We start from the raw sequence: 17,493 nt of genomic DNA, 5'->3' as shown, positions 1-17,493 counted from the left end.
ACACGGTGTCAGCAGACTGCACAGAGAACTAGAACGCGTACTAGTTCTGCGTGGCGGGTGGCCGGGACGCCCGCGCCGCGCGGGTCGACCGAGGAGAGGACGCACCCCCCATGGCCGCGGAACCCGTGATCGTCGAAGCCGTACGCACCCCGATCGGCAGGCGCGGCGGCGCGCTCGCCAACCTGCACCCCGCCTACCTTCTGGGCGAGACCTACCGGGAGATCCTCGGCCGCACCGGCATCCCCGCCGACTGCGTCGAGCAGGTCGTCGGCGGCACGGTGACCCACGCCGGCGAACAGTCCATGAACCCCGCGCGCACCGCCTGGCTGGCCATGGGACTCCCCTACGAGACGGCGGCCACCACCGTCGACTGCCAGTGCGGCTCCTCCCAGCAGGCGAGCCACCTGGCCGCCAACATGATCGCGGCGGGCGTCATCGACGTCGGGATCAGCTGCGGCGTGGAGTCCATGTCCCGCGTCCCGCTCGGCTCCGGCTCCAAGCACGGCCCCGGCAAGCCCTTCCCCGACGAGTGGAACGTCGACCTGCCCAACCAGTTCGAGGCCGCCGAGCGCATCGCCCGCCACCGCGGCCTGACCCGCGAGGACGTCGACTCACTCGGCCTGCTCTCCCAGGAGCGCGCCGCCGTCGCCTGGTCCGAGGAGCGCTTCAAGCGGGAGACCTTCGCCGTGCAGGTCCCCACCACCGAGGACGAGCAGCGGGCCGGGCAGGGCATGTGGCGCCTGGTCGACCGCGACGAGGGCCTGCGCGACACCTCGATGCAGGCCCTGGCAGGCCTGAAGCCCGTCATGCCCCGTGCCATCCACACGGCGGGGAACTCCTCGCAGATCTCCGACGGCGCGGCGGCCATCCTGTGGGCGTCCAAGAGGATGGCGCGCGCCCTGAAACTGCGGCCCAGGGCGCGGATCGTCGCGCAGGCCCTGGTCGGCGCCGACCCCCACTTCCACCTCGACGGCCCGATCGACGCGACCAGGGCGGTGCTCGGCAAGGCGGGCATGTCCCTGAATGACATCGACCTCGTCGAGATCAACGAGGCCTTCGCCTCGGTGGTGCTGAGCTGGGCCCGCGTCTTCGGGCAGGACCTGGGGAAGGTCAACGTCAACGGCGGCGCGATCGCGCTCGGCCACCCGGTCGGGGCGACGGGCGCCCGCCTCATCACCACGGCCCTGCACGAACTGGAGCGCACCGACAAGGAGTTCGCGCTCATCACGATGTGCGCGGGCGGCGGCCTGGCCACCGGGACGATCATCCAGCGGCTCTGACGTCGGACAGCCGCACCGGGACGCCGCTGTCCTCGTTCCCGGGCGGCGGTGCGGGGCGGTGGGCGTGCGGGCCCTGGAGGACGTACGTCAGCGCGAAGCCGGCGCCCACGACCAGTGCGCCGCCGACCGCGTCCAGGACCCAGTGGTTGCCGGTGGCCACGATGGCGGAGACCGTGAAGAGGGGGTGGAGCAGGCCGAGGGCCTTCATCCACCACCTCGGCGCGGCGACCGCGACGACCACACCGCACCACAGGGACCAGCCGAAGTGCAGGGACGGCATCGCGGCGTACTGGTTGGTGAGCGCGGTCAGCGCTCCGTAGTCCGGCTTGGAGAAGTCCTGGACGCCGTGGACGGTGTCGACGACGCCGAAGCCGGGCAGCAGGCGGGGCGGGGCGAGCGGGAAGAGCCAGAAGCCGGTCAGGGCGAGCAGTGTGGCGAAGCCGAGGGCCGAGCGGGCCCAGCGGTAGTCGACCGGGCGGCGCCGGTACAGCACCGCGAGGACCGCCATCGGGACCACGAAGTGGAAGGACTCGTAGTAGAAGTCGAAGAAGTGGCGCAGCCAGCCGGTCCGGGCCACGGCGTGGTTGACGGCATGCTCGATGTCGATGCGCAGGAAGCGCTCGAGCGAGAGGATCTCGTGCCCGTGCCGCTCGGCCCGGGCCCGGCCGCCCGCGCCGGAGCCGCCGGTGGCGGCGAGGCGCACCTGCTGGTAGGCGGCGTAGGTGACGCGGATCAGCAGCAGCTCGAGGAGCAGGTTCGGGCGGGTTAAGGCGCGGCGCGGGAAGGGCGGCAGCGGCACGTGCCGGAAGCGGGCCGGGGCGGGGGGCGCGTACGCCGTCGGGACCGGTGACCGGTAGAGCTGCGAGGTGCGGGACAGGAAGGGCACGGCCGTGGCGGCGGCGAGGGCGGCCAGCAGCACGACGTTGTCCCGCAGGGGGTCCATGGCGGCGACGTTGGGCAGCAGCATCTTCGCGGGCAGCGTCATGACCAGGACGACGGCGACCGGCCAGACGTACCGGTCCGAGGCGCGGCGGCCGACGCGGCCGACGACGGCGAGCAGCACCCACAGCAGCTGGTGCTGCCAGGCGGTGGGAGAGACGGCGATCGCGGCGCAGCCGGTGACGGCCACGGCGAGGAGGAGCTGCCCGTCGCGGGCGTAGCGCACGGCGCGGCGCAGGCCGAGGACGGCGACAGCGGTGCCGAGGGCCAGGAAGAGGCCGATCTCCAGCGGGCCGGTGAGGCCGAGGCGGAGCAGGGCGCCGTGCAGGGACTGGTTGGCGAGGCCGTCGGCGCGGCCGCCCAGGCCCACGCCCGCCAGGTGGTGGACCCAGTAGGTGTGGGAGTCGTGCGGCAGCGCGGCCCAGGCGAGCGCGGTGCAGGCGGCGAAGGTGACGCCGGTGGAGGCGGCGGCCTTCCTGCGGTCGGTGAGCCACAGCAGGGGCGCGAAGAGCAGCACCGTCGGCTGGAGGGCGGCCGCGAGGCCGATCAGGACGCCGCTGGTGCGCCGGCCGCGTACGGCGAAGCAGCCGAGGAGGACGAGCAGGACGGGGATGATGCTCGTCCGGCCGAGCCAGAAGGCGTCGCGCACGGGCAGCGACAGCACGAGCAGGCTGATCGCGACGGGCGTGGCGAGCAGCGCGGTGCGGCGGCCGACGGGCTGGGGCAGGGCGCGGACGGCGATCACGCCGAGCGCGACCACGAGCAGCAGGGTGCCGAAGATCCATCCCCAGCCGAGGGCCTGTTCGGCGGCCTTGGTGAGCGGTTTGAGGACGAGACCGGCGAAGGGGGTGCCGGTGAAGCGGGTGGAGTCGTAGAGCGAGCCCTTGACGTGCAGGACGCCGCTGGGCCCGACCCAGGTCTCCAGGTCGGTCAGCCGGTCGCCGCGCGGGGTGGCGAGGACGACGGCCACCTGCCGCAGGGCGAGGATCCCGGCGATCAGCCAGAGCCCGAGTCTGGCCGCGCGCAGCCGCCCTCCGGCCGGGCCCCTGACGGTCGCCGCGGCGAACGCCGCCGCCGGTGCTCCACTGTGATCCGCATCCGCCACGCCTCGCCGGCCTCCCGCCCCGTATGTCCCCGTGCGTCCCGTACGCCGGTGTTCTCCCGTGTTCTCCTGCGAACCCTATGGGGCTCGCACCTCCTGCGGACGAAGACGCGGGCAACCCCCGCCTCACCTGTCGTCCGCCCGTCTTTGTCCGGATGACGGCCCTGCGGGGACGGCGTCCGGGGCCGGGCGCGGGGCACACAGAGGCCGTGGTTGCGCCCCGGGGACGCGAGAAGGATCACAGCGGCTGCCCGGGAATCGCGTCCGGGAACGGCCGGACGTACCTGCGTATCCGGCATTTAGGTGCAGTACGCATCGACTTGCGTACGCCACGTAAGCGCACCTTGCACTCGTATGGTCGATTTTCGGCCTGCCCCGGTGCCGCCGTGCGCGGGCCACCCGGTCCGCCCGCCGGCGCCGTCGCGCGGACCGCGTCCCTGTCCCCGTCGAAAGGTAGGCGAGCGAGTCTTGTCGGCCGCCACAGTCACCGCTCCCCGATCCGTCTCCCTCACCAAGGACCGCCACCGACCCGGCGGCGCCACCGTCACCGACCCGGCGCTCGTCAGGCGGGCCGTCAAGGCCGCCGCGCTGGGCAACGCGATGGAGTGGTTCGACTTCGGTGTCTACAGCTACATCGCGGTGACCCTGGGCAAGGTCTTCTTCCCCTCCGGCAACCCGACGGCGCAGCTGCTGTCCACCTTCGGCGCCTTCGCCGCCGCCTTCCTGGTCCGCCCGCTGGGCGGCATGGTCTTCGGGCCGCTCGGCGACCGCGTCGGCCGCCAGAAGGTGCTGGCCGTCACCATGATCATGATGGCCGCGGGCACCTTCGCCATCGGCCTGATCCCGTCCTACGCCTCGATCGGCGTCGGCGCCCCGCTGCTCCTGCTCGCAGCCCGGCTGGTGCAGGGCTTCTCCACCGGCGGCGAGTACGCCGGCGCGTCCACGTTCATCGCCGAGTACGCGCCCGACCGGCGGCGCGGCTTCCTCGGCAGCTGGCTGGAGTTCGGCACGCTGGCCGGCTACATCGGCGGCGCGGGCCTGGTGACCCTGATGACGGCGCTGCTCTCCGACGCCGACCTGCTCACCTGGGGCTGGCGCGTGCCGTTCCTGATCGCCGGCCCCATGGGCGTCATCGGCCTCTACCTGCGGCTGCGCCTGGAGGAGACCCCGGCGTTCGCGGCCGAGGTGGAGAAGGCCGAGGCGAGCCGCCCCAAGGTGCCGCTGCGCGAGATGGTCGCCGGCCAGTGGAAGGCGCTGCTGCTGTGCATGGGCCTGGTCCTGGTCTTCAACGTCACCGACTACATGCTGCTGTCGTACATGCCGAGCTACCTGACCAGTGAGCTGCACTACGACGAGACGCACGGCCTGCTGGTGGTGCTCGGCGTGATGGCGCTGATGATGGTCGTCCAGCCGTTCGCCGGCGCGCTGACCGACCGGGTCGGCCGCCGCCCGGTGATCGCGGCCGGCTGCGCGGGCTTCCTGTTCCTGTCCGTCCCGGCCCTGCTGCTGATCCGCCAGGGCAGCCTGGCCGCGGTGGGCCTCGGCATGGCCGCGCTGGGCCTGCTGCTGGTGTGCTTCACCGCGGCGATGCCGGCCGCCCTGCCCGCCCTGTTCCCGACCCGGGTGCGCTACGGCTCGCTGTCGATCGGCTTCAACGTCTCCGTGTCGCTGTTCGGCGGCACGACCCCGCTGGTGGTCACCGCCCTGATCGGCGTGACCGGCAACATGATGATGCCCGCCTACTACATGATGGCGGCGGCCGTGATCGGCGGCTTCGCGGTCTGGCGCATGGCCGAGTCGGCGGGCCGCCCGCTGCCGGGTTCCGCTCCCTCGCTGGAGCGGGCGCCGGGCGACCCGGCGTAATTCCCTGACAGCGCTCATGCGCCGGGCTATGTTCGTGGCGGATCCAGTTAGCGGAGCTAACTAGGCATACGAAAGGCTTGGTGCATGAGCGACTCGCAGCTCTGGGACGACGTCGACGCCTACTTCACCGCCCTGCTCGCCCCCGAGGACGAAGCGCTTCGGGCGGCGCTGCGCGACAGCGACGCCGAGGGCCTGCCGCACATCAACGTCGCGCCGACCCACGGCAAGCTCCTCCAGCTCCTCGCCGAGATCCAGGGCGCTCGCACCGTCCTGGAGATCGGCACCCTCGGCGGGTACAGCACCATCTGGCTGGCCCGCGCCCTCCCCGCCGACGGCGGCAGACTCGTCTCCCTGGAGTACGACGCCCACCACGCCGACGTGGCCCGCCGCAACCTCGCGCGGGCCGGCCTGGACCGGATCGCCGAGGTACGGGTGGGCCCGGCCCTGGAGTCGCTGCCCAAGCTCGCCGACGAGAACCCGCCCCCCTTCGACCTGGTCTTCATCGACGCCGACAAGGTCAACAACCCGCACTACGTGGAGTGGGCGCTCCGGCTGACCCGCACCGGCAGCCTGATCGTCGTGGACAACGTCGTACGCGGCGGCCACGTGACCGACGCGGGCGGCGCCGACCCGAGCGTGCGGGGCACCCGGGCGGCGCTGGAGCTCATCGCGGAACACCCGCGCCTGACGGGCACGGCGATCCAGACGGTGGGCGTCAAGGGCTACGACGGGTTCGCGCTGGCACGGGTACTGGCGTAGGACGCGGCGGCCGCCCTCACGCGCCTCGTCGCCGTCACGCCTCTCGGCGCTCCGCCTCGTCGCCCACGCGCCTCGTGGCCCTCACGTCTCGTGGTAGAAGCCCACGTTGATGCTGCGCGGGCTGGTGCGGTCGCGTACGACGATCTCGCCGGCGCCGCCGCGGGGCAGCGTGACGGTGCCGCCGTAGGCGAGGGGCTGGGCGTACTCGCCCACCGTGAGCAGGACCTCCGAGGACGGGTCCGGCTGGGAGCCGCGCAGCCAGGTGACCTGCCAGACACCGTCCTGTCCGCACACGAACTCCAGGTGCACCCGGGACACGAACAGCCAGTCGTCGGGCGTCACCAGCCGGCACACGGCCCGGTCCCGGCCAACCCGCAGCACGGAGCCCGGGGCGCTGGGCGCGTCGGCCATCAGCATGCCGGCCGTGGCGCCCGCGTCCGTCCCGGAGACGGAGGCCATGGTCAGTTCGAGCACGAGCGTTCCCCCTGTGGCTTGCCTGTGCGGCGAACGACCCGAGTGCCGTACCGCCGCCGCATGATAAAACGCCCGGCCGGGTCCCGTCCGGCACAATGGAGGCATGACCGAGCGAAAGCCACCCGGTGTTCCGTTCGAGTCCTGGGCCGACAAGCAGATCCGTGACGCCCAGGCGCGCGGCGAGTTCGACCGCCTGCCCGGCGCGGGCAGACCCCTGCCGGGCGACACGTCGTACGAGGAACTGTGGTGGGTCAAGCGGAAGATGGCCCGCGAGGGCCTCTCCGTCCTGCCCCCGACGCTCGCGCTGCGCAAGGAGGCCGAGGACGCGCTGGCAGCGGCCCGGGCCGCCCCCACGGAGCCGATGGTCCGCAAGATCATCGCGGACATCAACACCAAGATCCTCGACATGATGCTCAAGCCGCCCCCGGGGCCCCCGCTGGGCCTGAAGCGGTACGACGTCGAGGAGATCGTCCGCGACTGGCGCGAGCAGCGGGAGCGACGGGAACGGCGGGAGCAGGGGGAACGGCGCGAGCGGCGCCGGGCGGCGGGTTAGCCCATGGGCGCCAGGTGCTCGGCGAGTTCGCGGTAGTCCCGCAGGGCGAGCCGCAGGCGTTCGGTGTCCGTGCCGTCCTCCTGCCAGGCGCTGCGCAGGGTGCGCCGCCGCCGGGTGAGCGCCTCGGTGTACCGCGTGACCAGCTCGCCCACGGCCTGGTCCGCCTCCTCCACGGCCTCCCGCGGCGAGTCCACGAACCCGGCCAGGGCCCTGTGCAGCCGCGCTCCGTACTTCTCCCACTCGTCCTGGGAGAGCAGCGGGGCGGGGCCGTGGCTCGCCCCGCCGGTGTCCGCCGCCCGGTCCCCGGGGAGCTCGCGGCCTCCAGCGGCCTCGCGGCCCAGGGCGGTCTCGCGAGCCGGGGCGGCCTCGCCGCCCAGGGCAGTCTCGCGAGCCGGGGCGGCCTCGCGGGCCGGGGCGACTCCATGGCCGACGGCGGCTTCGCCGGTCGGGGCGGCCCCGCCGGTCGAGGTGCCCCTGCTGGTCGAGGCGGTCCCGCGGTCCGCGCGGGCCTCCCGGCCGGGCTCGGCCCCGAGCGGCGCGGGCGCGGCCCGCTCGCCGGTCGCGGGCCCGGCGCCCGCTCCGGCGTCCCCTGGCCTGCCGGCCACGTCGGCCACGCCCGTCCCGCCGGTCGAGTCCGTCCCACCGGCCACGCCCGTCCTGCCGGTCGGGTCCGTCGCGCCGGACACGCCCGTCCGGCCGGTCTCGCCGGTCTCCTTGCTCATGCCGGTCACGCCGGCCTCCCCGGGGTCGCCGGCGCCGTCCGGGGCGCCGGTGCTGTGCGTCCTGTCGGGCATGGCGTCAGCTCTCCTTGGCCTGGCGGCGGTTGAGGGCCCAGGGCAGGTGGGACGAGTGGCCGTTCCGTTCGGCGCGGTGCGTGGACGCGGTGCGCTCGGCCGGGGCGGCGCCGGCGTGGGCCGGGGTGAGCAGTTCCTCGAAGAGGGCGCGGGCCTCGACCAGCGCGGCGCGCAGTTCCTCGGTGCTCGCGCCGCTCTCGGGGGCGCCGTCCGCGGGCGCGTGCGCGGCGCGGTGGACGCGGCGGTAGCCGTGGACGTGGTGGCCGTGGTGCACGGACAGCGCGTCGAGTTGCTCCTCGTACTGCCCGTCGTGCGGGAACCCCCGCGCCCCGGCCAGCTCGGCGAGCAGCCGGTCCGCCTCGGCCACGGCCTCCCGCGGCGAGTCGACGAACCGCTCCTGCACGGCCGTCCAGCGCGCCTCGAACCGCTCGCGCTCGCCCGCCTCCAACTCGCGTTCACGCAGGTCCCCGTGGCGCTCGACGCGCGCCGACAGCTCCCGCTCGGCGGCCTTGGTGTCGCCGTCGTGGCGGGCCACGGTCCGGTCGTACTCCGGGCCGAAGCGCCGCTTCAGGCTCCGCCCGCCGCCGTGGCCGCGGGCACGAGAGGTGAGGACGGCCGCCACCACGACGACGGCCGCCACGATCACGATCAGAGCGATGATCCAACCTGTGGACATGAGTGCCTTCCGGATGTGATCGGCCCAACCGGCCGGTTCTCCGGTCGGGTTGCCCGGAAGGTGGTCGGTAAACGGTCCGTCAAGAAAGGCGGCCGCGCCGATAATGTCCGCATGCCGACGACCGCCGCCCCGTGGACCGTGGCCCCCGAGCCGTACGACTCCCCCGTCGCCGCCGCGCTCTGGCGGGCGTACTACACCGAGGTCAGCGACCGCTGGTACCTGCTGCACGAGGGCCGGCGCACCGACCCGGCCGAGCTGGAGCGGGAGATCGCCGCCCGCACCGGCGCCGAACTGGCCCCGCCGCGCGGCCGGTTGCTGGTCGCCCGGTACGGCGGGGAGCCGGCCGGGACGGCGGGCGTACGGCTGCTGGACCCGGCGACGGCCGAACTCACCCGTGTCTTCCTGCACCCCGGCGTGCGCGGCCGGGGCGGCGCCGCACTGCTGGTCGGCGCGGCCGAGGACGCGGCCCGCTCGCTCGGCGCCACGCGCGTCATCCTGGACACCCGCGGCGACCTGGTGGAGGCCCGCGCGCTGTACGCCCGGCTCGGCTACGCGGAGACCGCGCGGCACAACGACGACCCGTACGCCGAGCACTGGTTCACCAAGAGCCTGCGCCCGGCGTGAGGCCCGCGAGGTTCAGGGCAGGCGGGTCACCGCGCGCTCGTCGTGGGGGCGTTCGGCGTCGGAGCCGCACAGCTCGCCGGTCAGCTCCCGCACCAGCTGGACGAGGTCGGTCGGCCGGTCGGGCCCCCACCAGTCGCCGAGCAGTTCGGCCAGCGACTCCTCCCGGGCGTGCGCGAGCCGGTCGGCGACCTCGTGGCCCCGCTCGGTCAGCACCATGTCCAGGCCCCGCCGCTCGCCCAGGCGCCGCTCCTCGACCTGGCGGGCGGCCTCGATGATGACGTTCAGCGGTACCGAGCTGCGCTCGGTCAGCACGCCGGGCTCCACCCAGCCGTACTTCTTCATCCGCAGCAGCAGCCAGCTCGCCGCGGGCTTGAGGTCGTAGCCGGCCCGCTCGGTGATGCTGCGGTAGATCTCGCGCCGCCCCTCCCGGGTACCCAGCACGGACAGCGCGCGGCACACCTCGTCGTAGGAGGACCGCTCGACCGGGTTGGTGGCGTAGGTCTCGGAGACGTCGGGGGCCGTCACCGAGCCGCGCAGCCTGTCCTCCTTGAGGAACCAGGCCAGTACGAAGCCGAGCAGGGCGACCGGGGCGGCGTAGAGGAAGACGTCGGTGATGGATGAGGCGTAGGCGTGCAGGGCCGCGGGGCGCAGCGCGGCGGGCAGCGCGCCGATCCCGCGCGGGTCGGCCTTCAGGGCGTCCGCCGAGACCCCGGGCGGCAGCGGCACGCCCCTGAACGCGGCGGCGAGCTTGTCGCCGAGGCGGCTCGCGAAGACCGTACCGAAGATCGCCACGCCGAAGGAGGCGCCGATGGAGCGGAAGAAGGTGGCGCCGGAGGTGGCGACGCCCAGGTCCTCGTAGCTGACCGCGTTCTGCACGATGAGCACCAGGACCTGCATGACCAGGCCGAGGCCGAGGCCGAACACGAAGAAGTAGCCGCTCATCGCGGCGGTGGAGCTGTGCTCGTCGAGCCGGTGCAGCAGGAGCAGGCCGATCGTGGTGACGGCGGTGCCCGCGAGGGGGAACACCTTCCAGCGGCCGGTGCGGCTGACGATCTGCCCGGAGCCGGTGGAGGCGAGCAGCATGCCGAACACCATCGGCAGCATGTGCACACCGGACAGGGTCGGCGAGATGCCCCGGACGACCTGGAGGAACGTGGGCAGGTAGGTCATCGCGCCGAACATCGCGAAGCCGACGATGAAGCTGATCACCGCGGAGAGGGTGAAGGTGCGGACGCGGAACAGTTTGAGCGGCAGTACGGGTTCGGCCGCCCCGCGCTCCACGGCCACGAACGCCACCGCGAGCAGCACCCCCAGCACCGCCAGGGCGATGATCTGCGGAGAGGCCCAGGCCCAGGTGGTGCCGCCGAGCGAGGCGACCAGCACCAGGCAGGTGGCGACCGAGGCGATGAGCAGGGTGCCGAGGTAGTCGATGACGTGCCGCCGCGTCCTGACCGGGATCTTCAGGGCGGCGGCGATCACGGCGAGGGCGACGACGCCGACGGGCAGGTTGACGTAGAACACCCAGCGCCAGCTGAGGTGCTGGGTGAACAGTCCGCCCAGCAGCGGCCCGAGCACGCTGGTCGCGCCGAACACCGCGCCGAACAGCCCCTGGTAGCGGCCGCGTTCGCGGGGCGAGACGACATCGCCGACGATCGCCATCGACAGCACCATCAGCCCGCCGCCGCCCAGGCCCTGGAGCGCCCGGAAGGCGATCAGCTCGGGCATGTTCTGCGCCATGCCGCACAGTGCCGAGCCGATGAGGAAGATGACGATCGCCGTCTGGAACAGTTTCTTGCGCCCGTACTGGTCACCGAGCTTGCCCCACAGCGGGGTCGCGGCGGTCGAGGCCAGCAGGTAGGCGGTGACCACCCAGGACAGGTGATCCAGTCCGCCGAGGTCGCTGACGATGGTGGGCAGCGCGGTGGACACGATGGTCTGGTCGAGGGCGGCCAGCAGCATGCCGAGCAGCAGCGCGCCGATCGACACCAGGACGTTGCCGGAGACGTGCTCCGGCTCCCCGGCGGCGGCGCCGTGCGGGGGCGGCGGCGCGGACGCCGTCCCGGTGGCGCTCGCGGTGGCGCCCGCGGGCGTGCTCCCGGCGGTGCCCTCGGTGCTGCCGTGCGCATCCCCGGCCATATCCCCGGCCATGGAGACCTCCCGACCCTCTCGTGACATCTTCCATCGTCATTGGTGTGACCCGTTATGGCCTGTTGAGTCCCCTTGGACGCGGCCATTCCGGGGGCTTCGGGGAGATGGGGTGGAGAGGATCTGCATAATCCTTGGAGATCTCACAGGTCGCGCGGTGGCGCGGGGGGACCGGGGGGAACCGCGGAGGACCGGGAGGGGACTGAACCGTGAAGGAACCCGTGGACGAGGAGCCGAGGGGGCACGTCTGCCCGGAGTGCGGGGCGCCCCGGGACGCCGGCAGCACGCCGTCGTGCGCCTGCGGACAGCGCGCGGCGGACGCCCTGCGCGACACCCGCACCGCGGAGGCGGCCGCGGCGGAGGACTTCGACCCGCTGCGGATACGGCCGTACGTCGACATCGAGGGCGGCGGGGCGGGAGCCGGGGGTACGGAAGCTGTTCCGGGGGCCGAGGGCACCGGCGGTGCCGCTGGTGCCGGGCGGCCGGCTGCCGTATCCGAGTCCGCGGCCGAGACCACTATGCCGCTGTCTCCGTCCGCCGGACCCGCCAGCACGGCCCCGCCGAACGCCTCGGACCTCGGCCTCTTCGAGGCGGGCGGGTCGGGTGAGCCAGGTGGGTCCAGTGAGCCACGGGAGCCACAGCCGCATGGGTCAGATGAGCTGGGTGAACCGGGTGAGTCCAGTGAGCTGGTGGGCCCGGTACCCGGCGCGGACCGGCCGGAGGAGGCCTGGCGTCCCGCCGACGAGGAGCCCGCGGGCCGTGGACGCCGGCCCGCCGCCCTGCTCGCCGTGTCCGGCGGAGTGGTGGCGGTGGTGACGGCGGCGGGGTTCGCGACCGGGCTGTTCGCGTACAAGTCCCCGGCACGGGACGACGCGGCGCCCCAGGAGGTGCGGCAGAGCGTCCCGGACGGCCCCACGGCGGGTTCCGCGTCCGCCACGCCGACGACGACGGGGTCGCCCTCCGCGCCCTCGGCCCCGGCGAGCCGTACGGCGTCCGCGAGCGCGAGCCCCTCGCGGTCCGCGTCGGCCTCGGCGCCGGGCGCGTCACCGTCACCGTCGCGGTCGGCATCCGCGCCGGTTCCCGGGCCCACGGGGCCCACGCGCACGGCGCCGAGCGGCCGCGCCTCCGCGACGGCCACGCCCGCACCGGTCCTGCGCCTGGGCGACCGCGGCCCTGAGGTGACCGAACTCCAGGAACGCCTCGCCCAGTTGTACCTCTACACCGGCCAGGCCGACGGAGTCTTCGACTCGGACGTGCAGAACTCGGTCCGGACCTACCAGTGGGCCCGCGGCATCACCGCGGACGACCTGGGCGTGTACGGCCCGGCGACACGAGCCGCCCTCGAATCGGAAACCTCGAAGCCGTAAGCCGGCCACCTCGGCACCCTGCCGACGTGACGGCACCGCCCACGGGGACACGAGGACGGCGGCGGGGGCGCGCTACGGAGACGTGGGCGCTTAACAGAGGCGGGGCGCGTTACGGAGGCGGGGGCGCGCTACGGAGGCGAGCGGCACTCCCCGCCTCACGCCAAGTGAACCCGCAGCCCCGCGCCATCCCCCGCGTTCTCCACCCGCACGCCCGTCAGGTCCCGTACCACCGCGTCCGGGCGGTGGTACGCCGCGCGTGGGCCGACGCCGATGACGCGCATGCCCGCGGCGCGGCCCGCCGCTATCCCCGCGCCGGAGTCCTCGAAGACGAGGCAGTCGGCGGGGGCGACGCCCAGTTCGGCGGCGGCCTTGAGGAAGCCCTCGGGGTCGGGCTTGCTGGCGCCGACGGACTCGGCGGTGACGCGGACGTCGGGCAGCGCCAGCCCCGCGGCGGCCATCCGGGCCGTGGACAGGCCCACGTCGGCGGAGGTCACGAGCGCGTGGGGCAGCCCGCGCAGGGAGGCGAGGAACTCGGGCGCGCCGGGCACGGGCACCACGCCGTCCATGTCGGAGGTCTCGGCGGCGAGCATGCGCGCGTTGTCGGCGAGGTTCTGCTCCAGGGACCGGTCGGGCAGCAGCAACGCCATCGAGGCGTGCCCCTGGCGGCCGTGGACGACCTTCATCACCTCGTCGCCGTCGAGCCCGTGCAGGTCGGCCCAGCGCCGCCAGATCCGCTCGACGACGGCGTCGGAGTTGACGAGGGTGCCGTCCATGTCCAGCAGGAGGGCGCGGGCGGGGAACACGGCGGTGGCCGTCATCGGCAACTCCAAGACATGGCGGAGGGGGCACAGACGAGGGCCCCGGAGGGACAAGGCGGCCCCGCCCGCCGGTCAGGGAAAACGGGCGGGAGCCACTTTGTTTCTTCACGGTACAAAACTAGCCGGGCCTTCCGCCACCGCCCCGCCGAAGAGTTCACCCGCCGTTCGGCTCAGGCCGCGACGGCCTCGTAGAGGCTCCACACGCCGAGACCCACCATCAGCAGCGCCGCGATCTTGGTGATCAGCCCCAGCGGAACCCGCCTCATCAGGGCCTTTCCGCCGACGATGCCGAGCCCGGCCACCGCCCACAGCGCCAGCACCGCGCCGAGACCCACGGAGACCGGGTCGTCGTAGCGGGCCGCGAGGTTCGCCGTCATGATCTGGGTGAGGTCGCCGAACTCGGCGACCAGGATGAGCGTGAAACCCGTGCCCGCCACCTTCCAGAAGGACTGGTCGGCGGGCGGCCGGATCTCCCCCTCGTCGTCAGCCTTGTGCATCAGCAGCATCGCCGCGCCGCCGAGGAAGAGGACACCGGTCAGCGCGTGCACGATCCGCTGCGGGAGCAGGGTCAGCACACTGCCCGCCGCCACGGCGAGCACCACGTGCAGCAGGAAGGCGGCGGCGACACCGGCGAAGACGTACGAGGCGCGGTAGCGGGTGCCGAGCACGAGCCCGGCGAGCGCCGTCTTGTCCGGCAGCTCGGCGAGGAAGACGACGCCGAAGACGAGCGCCAGGACGCTGAAGGTGATCACTGTTCCTCAATCGGTCGGGGGCCACCCCGCCGAGAGTGCTGCGACTGTGCGTTCTGTCCGGCACGACGCCTCGGCAGGGCAGCGCACGGTCGGCCCGGTGCCGTACGGCACGGGCGTGCACTGCTTGCCGAAGGTCTCGCCGGCCGGTCCCCACGGGACCCGCCTCCGGGCGCCGGCTCAGGCTGGCTGAGCAGTATGTCGACGGTCCGGCAAAGGGCTACTCCCCTTCTGCGCCGTCCATGCTACGCGACAAGACCCGGGCCACCAATCCCGCCATGATCCCCACCAACCCCGCCACGGACCTCGCCGCAGACCTTGCCGCAGGCCTTGTCGTGTCATGCGCACGTCACTAACTTCTTACCGAACACTCACCTCCCCGCAACGCGGCGCCGCGAGCATTCCCTCGCCCGCGCCCAACGCCCCCACCCCACAAGGGAGTTCGCATGCCCAGGTTCTACGCGCGTCGACGGCTGAGCGTACTCGCGGCCCTCACCGGCCTGATAGCCTCCGCCGCCCTCTTCGACTCCCCCGCCGCCTCCGCCGCCCTGCCCACCCCGGTCAGCGCCGCCACCGCCCGCGGCTACCTCGCCTCCCTCACCGTGGCCGCGGAGAACCGCACCGGCTACAGCCGCGACCTCTTCCCGCACTGGATCACCATCAGCGGCGCCTGCAACACGCGGGAGACCGTCCTCAAGCGGGACGGCACGAACGTCGTCACCGACTCCTCCTGCGCCGCCACCAGCGGCAGCTGGTACTCCCCCTACGACGGCGCCTCCTGGACCGCCGCCTCCGACCTCGACATCGACCACCTCGTGCCGCTCGCCGAGGCCTGGGACTCCGGTGCCGGCAAGTGGACCACCGCCCAGCGCCAGGCGTTCGCCAACGACCTGACCCGCCCGCAGCTCATCGCCGTCACCGACAACGTCAACCAGGCCAAGGGCGACCAGGACCCGGCCACCTGGGTGCCGTCCCGCTCGGCGTACGTCTGCACCTACGTGCGCGCCTGGGTGCAGGTGAAGTACTACTACAACCTCTCGGTCGACTCCGCGGAGAAGAGCGCGCTCCAGAGCCGCCTCGCCAACTGCTGATCGCCGGAGTCTGTCCGGCCTCCTCCGTCGTTCAATACGGTACGAGTCGACGGAGGAGGGTGATCACCGTGGCGGGACTGCGCCTGGGACCACTGCTGAGGTACGCCGACGGGTCGTCCGCGACCGTCTGGCTCGAGGCGAGCCGGCCGTGTGCCGCCGAGGTCCGCTGTCCCGGCGGCGCCGGCGGCACCGCCCGGACCTTCCAGATCGAGGGCCACCACTACGCCCTCGTCGAGGTGACCGGGCTGACCCCCGGTACGGCCGTACCGTACGAGGTGCTGCTGGACGGCGCCCGCGTATGGCCACCGCCCGGCGACGGCTTCCCGCCGTCGGTCATCGCCACGCCCGCCCCGGAGGACGGCCTGCGGGTCGTCTTCGGCTCCTGCCGCTGGGCCGCGCCGCCCGCGAACGGCAGCGACCCGGTCGGCCCCGACGCGCTCGACACGCTCGCCACCCGCATCGCCGCCGACCCCGCCGCCGAGCGCCCCGACGTCCTGCTCCTCCTCGGCGACCAGGTGCACGCCGACGAGACCTCCGAGGCCACCCGCCGCTACCTCGCCGCCCGCAGCGGCCTCTCCAGCCCGCCGGGCGACCAGGTCGCCGACTACGAGGAGTACACCCACCTCTACTACGAGTCCTGGCTCGACCCCCAGGTGCGCTGGCTGCTGTCCACCGTGCCCAGTTTCATGATCTTCGACGACCACGACGTCGTCGACGACTGGAACACCTCCGCCGCCTGGCTCGCCGACATGCGCACCACCGACTGGTGGCAGGAACGCCTGCTGAGCGGCCTGATGTCGTACTGGGTGCACCAGCACCTGGGCAACCTCTCCCCCGCCGAACTGGCCGCCGACCCCGTCTACGCCGCCGTACGGTCCACCCCCGACGGCACCGACGTGCTGCGCGCCCTCGCCGCCGGAGCCGACGCCGACTCCGCGACCGTGCGCTGGAGCTACCGCCGCGACTTCGGCCGGGTCCGGCTGCTGATGGTGGACTCACGCGCGGCCCGGGTCCTGGACGAGGACAGCCGGTCCATGCTCGACGAGGGCGAGGCGGCCTGGCTGCGCGCCCAGGCCCTGGACGACTCCTCCCCCTGCGACCACCTGCTCGTCGGCACCTCGCTCCCGTGGCTGCTGCCCCCGCTCGTGCACGACACCGAGGCGTGGGACGCGGCCATGTGCCGGGGCGTGCGCGGGGCGCGCTGGGCGCGGCTGGGCGAGCGGCTGCGGCGGGGCGCCGACCTGGAGCACTGGGCGGCCTTCCCGAAGTCCTTCGCCGCGCTGGCGGAACTGCTCGCCGAGGCCGGCACCGGGCCGGGGGCACCCGCGACGATCGCCGTGCTGTCCGGTGACGTCCACCACGCCTACGCCGCCGAGCCGGACTGGCCCTCGCGCACCGTGGACGCCCGGGTCGTGCAGCTCACCTGCTCGCCGGTCCACAACTCCGTGCCGCTGTCCATCCGGCTGGCCTTCCGCTTCGGCTGGACCGCACCGGCGCGGGTGCTCGGCCGGTGGCTGGCCCGGCACGGGCGCTGCGCCGAACCGCCCGTCACCTGGCGCAGGACGGGCGGGCCGTGGTTCGGCAACCAGCTCATGACGCTGACGCTGCGCGGGCGTTCGGCGCGGCTGCGGCTGGAGCGGGCACGGACGGCCGGGGGCGGTGGCGGCGACGGGAACAGGGGCGGCGACGGGGGTGCGCGGGCGCGGCTGGAGACCGTGGCCGAGTACGAACTGGCCACGCGCTGACGGCGATTAATGGCCGGATGTTGAACTTGTAAGCACTATGGGGCACTTCTAGCGTGGTCGCCTGTTCGGATCCGTTCCCCCACCGGTCCCACCGGGACCGTACGACCCGAAGGAGACTCCCCATGACCGGCCACACCGGCCTGACCGGGCGCCTCGACTCCGCCCGCCCCCGCGCCCTCGGCCTCTTCCGCGTCGTCGTGGGCCTGCTGTTCGCCTGCCACGGCGCCGCCTCGCTCTTCGGCGTGCTCGGCGGTGCGATGGGCACCCACGGCGGCACCCTCCCGGCCGGCACCTGGCCCGGCTGGTACGCGGCCGTGATCCAGCTCGCCGCCGGAGCGCTCGTCCTGCTCGGCCTGGTCACCCGGCCTGCCGCGCTCGTCGCCTCGGGCTCCATGGCGTACGCCTACTTCGACGTCCACCAGCGGGCGGCGCTGTGGCCGATACAGAACGGCGGTGTCCTGTCTCTGTGATGTCCGGGCAGTCCCGGAGATCTCCGGGCATCTGAGCTGACGTC

15 protein-coding genes and 1 pseudogene are annotated in these 17,493 nt (G+C 73.6%); 9 read left to right on the top strand and 7 right to left on the bottom strand.

The window, feature by feature from the left end:
- Positions 1 to 110: 110 nt before the first annotated feature.
- Positions 111 to 1,280 (top strand): steroid 3-ketoacyl-CoA thiolase, encoded by a 1,170-nt coding sequence (locus IE217_RS00080; RefSeq protein WP_190175570.1) that lies wholly within the window; start codon positions 111 to 113, stop codon positions 1,278 to 1,280.
- Here IE217_RS00080 and IE217_RS00075 read toward each other — a convergent pair.
- Positions 1,264 to 3,324 carry a bifunctional glycosyltransferase 87/phosphatase PAP2 family protein gene (locus tag IE217_RS00075; RefSeq protein ID WP_190175569.1) on the bottom strand — a complete coding sequence of 687 codons (2,061 nt, stop codon included), beginning with the start codon at positions 3,322 to 3,324 and terminating at the stop codon, positions 1,264 to 1,266. The genes IE217_RS00080 and IE217_RS00075 overlap by 17 nt on opposite strands.
- Positions 3,325 to 3,789: 465 nt before the next feature.
- Between IE217_RS00075 and proP the strand changes: the two genes are divergently transcribed.
- Both proP and IE217_RS00065 read left to right on the top strand, forming a co-directional pair.
- The gene (proP, locus tag IE217_RS00070; RefSeq protein WP_190175568.1) at positions 3,790 to 5,184 is read left to right on the top strand and encodes a glycine betaine/L-proline transporter ProP; all 1,395 of its coding nucleotides are present in this window, start codon (positions 3,790 to 3,792) and stop codon (positions 5,182 to 5,184) included.
- Between the two features lie 84 nt (positions 5,185 to 5,268).
- Positions 5,269 to 5,943 carry an O-methyltransferase gene (locus IE217_RS00065; RefSeq protein WP_190175567.1) on the top strand — a complete coding sequence of 225 codons (675 nt, stop codon included), beginning with the start codon at positions 5,269 to 5,271 and terminating at the stop codon, positions 5,941 to 5,943.
- A gap of 81 nt (positions 5,944 to 6,024) precedes the next feature.
- On the opposite strand, the gene IE217_RS00060 is transcribed toward IE217_RS00065, so the two are convergent.
- Complete coding sequence (locus IE217_RS00060) at positions 6,025 to 6,417, bottom strand: FHA domain-containing protein (RefSeq protein ID WP_190175566.1); 393 nt, start codon at positions 6,415 to 6,417, stop codon at positions 6,025 to 6,027.
- A gap of 103 nt (positions 6,418 to 6,520) precedes the next feature.
- Here IE217_RS00060 and IE217_RS00055 point away from each other — a divergent pair, with 103 nt between their 5' ends.
- A complete protein-coding gene (locus IE217_RS00055; RefSeq protein ID WP_190175565.1) occupies positions 6,521 to 6,970 on the top strand; it encodes a DnaJ family domain-containing protein in 450 nt (149 codons plus the stop codon).
- Here IE217_RS00055 and IE217_RS00050 read toward each other — a convergent pair.
- Both IE217_RS00050 and IE217_RS00045 read right to left on the bottom strand, forming a co-directional pair.
- On the bottom strand, positions 6,967 to 7,764 hold the full coding sequence (locus tag IE217_RS00050; RefSeq protein WP_229864951.1) for a hypothetical protein: 798 nt from the start codon (positions 7,762 to 7,764) through the stop codon (positions 6,967 to 6,969). The two genes, IE217_RS00055 and IE217_RS00050, sit on opposite strands and share 4 nt — an antisense overlap.
- A gap of 4 nt (positions 7,765 to 7,768) precedes the next feature.
- Positions 7,769 to 8,440: a hypothetical protein gene (locus IE217_RS00045; RefSeq protein ID WP_190175564.1), complete on the bottom strand. Its 672-nt coding sequence runs from the start codon at positions 8,438 to 8,440 to the stop codon at positions 7,769 to 7,771.
- Between the two features lie 111 nt (positions 8,441 to 8,551).
- Here IE217_RS00045 and IE217_RS00040 point away from each other — a divergent pair, with 111 nt between their 5' ends.
- Positions 8,552 to 9,064 (top strand): GNAT family N-acetyltransferase, encoded by a 513-nt coding sequence (locus IE217_RS00040; protein WP_190175563.1) that lies wholly within the window; start codon positions 8,552 to 8,554, stop codon positions 9,062 to 9,064.
- 12 nt (positions 9,065 to 9,076) lie between these two features.
- On the opposite strand, the gene IE217_RS00035 is transcribed toward IE217_RS00040, so the two are convergent.
- Positions 9,077 to 11,200 carry an MDR family MFS transporter gene (locus IE217_RS00035; protein WP_190176063.1) on the bottom strand — a complete coding sequence of 708 codons (2,124 nt, stop codon included), beginning with the start codon at positions 11,198 to 11,200 and terminating at the stop codon, positions 9,077 to 9,079.
- 218 nt (positions 11,201 to 11,418) lie between these two features.
- Here IE217_RS00035 and IE217_RS00030 point away from each other — a divergent pair, with 218 nt between their 5' ends.
- Positions 11,419 to 12,576: a peptidoglycan-binding domain-containing protein gene (locus tag IE217_RS00030; RefSeq protein WP_229864947.1), complete on the top strand. Its 1,158-nt coding sequence runs from the start codon at positions 11,419 to 11,421 to the stop codon at positions 12,574 to 12,576.
- Positions 12,577 to 12,731: 155 nt separating this feature from the next.
- On the opposite strand, the gene IE217_RS00025 is transcribed toward IE217_RS00030, so the two are convergent.
- Together IE217_RS00025 and IE217_RS00020 are read right to left on the bottom strand one after the other, a co-directional pair.
- Positions 12,732 to 13,394, bottom strand: coding sequence for an HAD-IA family hydrolase (locus IE217_RS00025; RefSeq protein WP_190175562.1), 663 nt, complete (start codon positions 13,392 to 13,394; stop codon positions 12,732 to 12,734).
- A gap of 170 nt (positions 13,395 to 13,564) precedes the next feature.
- Entirely contained in the window at positions 13,565 to 14,146 is a 582-nt protein-coding gene (locus tag IE217_RS00020; RefSeq protein ID WP_190175561.1) for a TMEM165/GDT1 family protein, read from the bottom strand.
- Between the two features lie 443 nt (positions 14,147 to 14,589).
- Here IE217_RS00020 and IE217_RS00015 point away from each other — a divergent pair, with 443 nt between their 5' ends.
- The 3 genes and pseudogenes from IE217_RS00015 to IE217_RS00005 all read left to right on the top strand — a co-directional run.
- Positions 14,590 to 15,234 carry an HNH endonuclease family protein gene (locus tag IE217_RS00015; RefSeq protein ID WP_190175560.1) on the top strand — a complete coding sequence of 215 codons (645 nt, stop codon included), beginning with the start codon at positions 14,590 to 14,592 and terminating at the stop codon, positions 15,232 to 15,234.
- Positions 15,235 to 15,302: 68 nt separating this feature from the next.
- Positions 15,303 to 16,979 (top strand): alkaline phosphatase D family protein, encoded by a 1,677-nt coding sequence (locus IE217_RS00010; RefSeq protein WP_190175559.1) that lies wholly within the window; start codon positions 15,303 to 15,305, stop codon positions 16,977 to 16,979.
- Between the two features lie 140 nt (positions 16,980 to 17,119).
- A pseudogene (locus IE217_RS00005) lies at positions 17,120 to 17,443 on the top strand (DoxX family protein); the annotation flags it as partial.
- Between the last annotated feature and the right edge of the window lie 50 nt (positions 17,444 to 17,493).

This window comes from Streptomyces naganishii JCM 4654, from assembly GCF_014650575.1.
Classification (GTDB): Bacteria; Actinomycetota; Actinomycetes; order Streptomycetales; family Streptomycetaceae; genus Streptomyces; species Streptomyces naganishii.
Note: the sequence above shows the minus strand (reverse complement) of the source record. Positions and strands in the feature narration are given on the sequence as shown.

Bases quoted from the DNA above. Each gene is read 5' to 3' on its own strand.
- IE217_RS00035 (WP_190176063.1), bottom strand. From the start codon at position 11,200: ATGGCCGGGGATGCGCACGGCAGCACCGAGGGCACCGCCGGGAGCACG.
- IE217_RS00065 (WP_190175567.1), top strand. From the start codon at position 5,269: ATGAGCGACTCGCAGCTCTGGGACGACGTCGACGCCTACTTCACCGCC.
- IE217_RS00055 (WP_190175565.1), top strand. From the start codon at position 6,521: ATGACCGAGCGAAAGCCACCCGGTGTTCCGTTCGAGTCCTGGGCCGAC.
- IE217_RS00015 (WP_190175560.1), top strand. From the start codon at position 14,590: ATGCCCAGGTTCTACGCGCGTCGACGGCTGAGCGTACTCGCGGCCCTC.
- IE217_RS00025 (WP_190175562.1), bottom strand. From the start codon at position 13,394: ATGACGGCCACCGCCGTGTTCCCCGCCCGCGCCCTCCTGCTGGACATG.
- IE217_RS00045 (WP_190175564.1), bottom strand. From the start codon at position 8,440: ATGTCCACAGGTTGGATCATCGCTCTGATCGTGATCGTGGCGGCCGTC.
- IE217_RS00050 (WP_229864951.1), bottom strand. From the start codon at position 7,764: ATGCCCGACAGGACGCACAGCACCGGCGCCCCGGACGGCGCCGGCGAC.
- IE217_RS00080 (WP_190175570.1), top strand. From the start codon at position 111: ATGGCCGCGGAACCCGTGATCGTCGAAGCCGTACGCACCCCGATCGGC.
- IE217_RS00040 (WP_190175563.1), top strand. From the start codon at position 8,552: ATGCCGACGACCGCCGCCCCGTGGACCGTGGCCCCCGAGCCGTACGAC.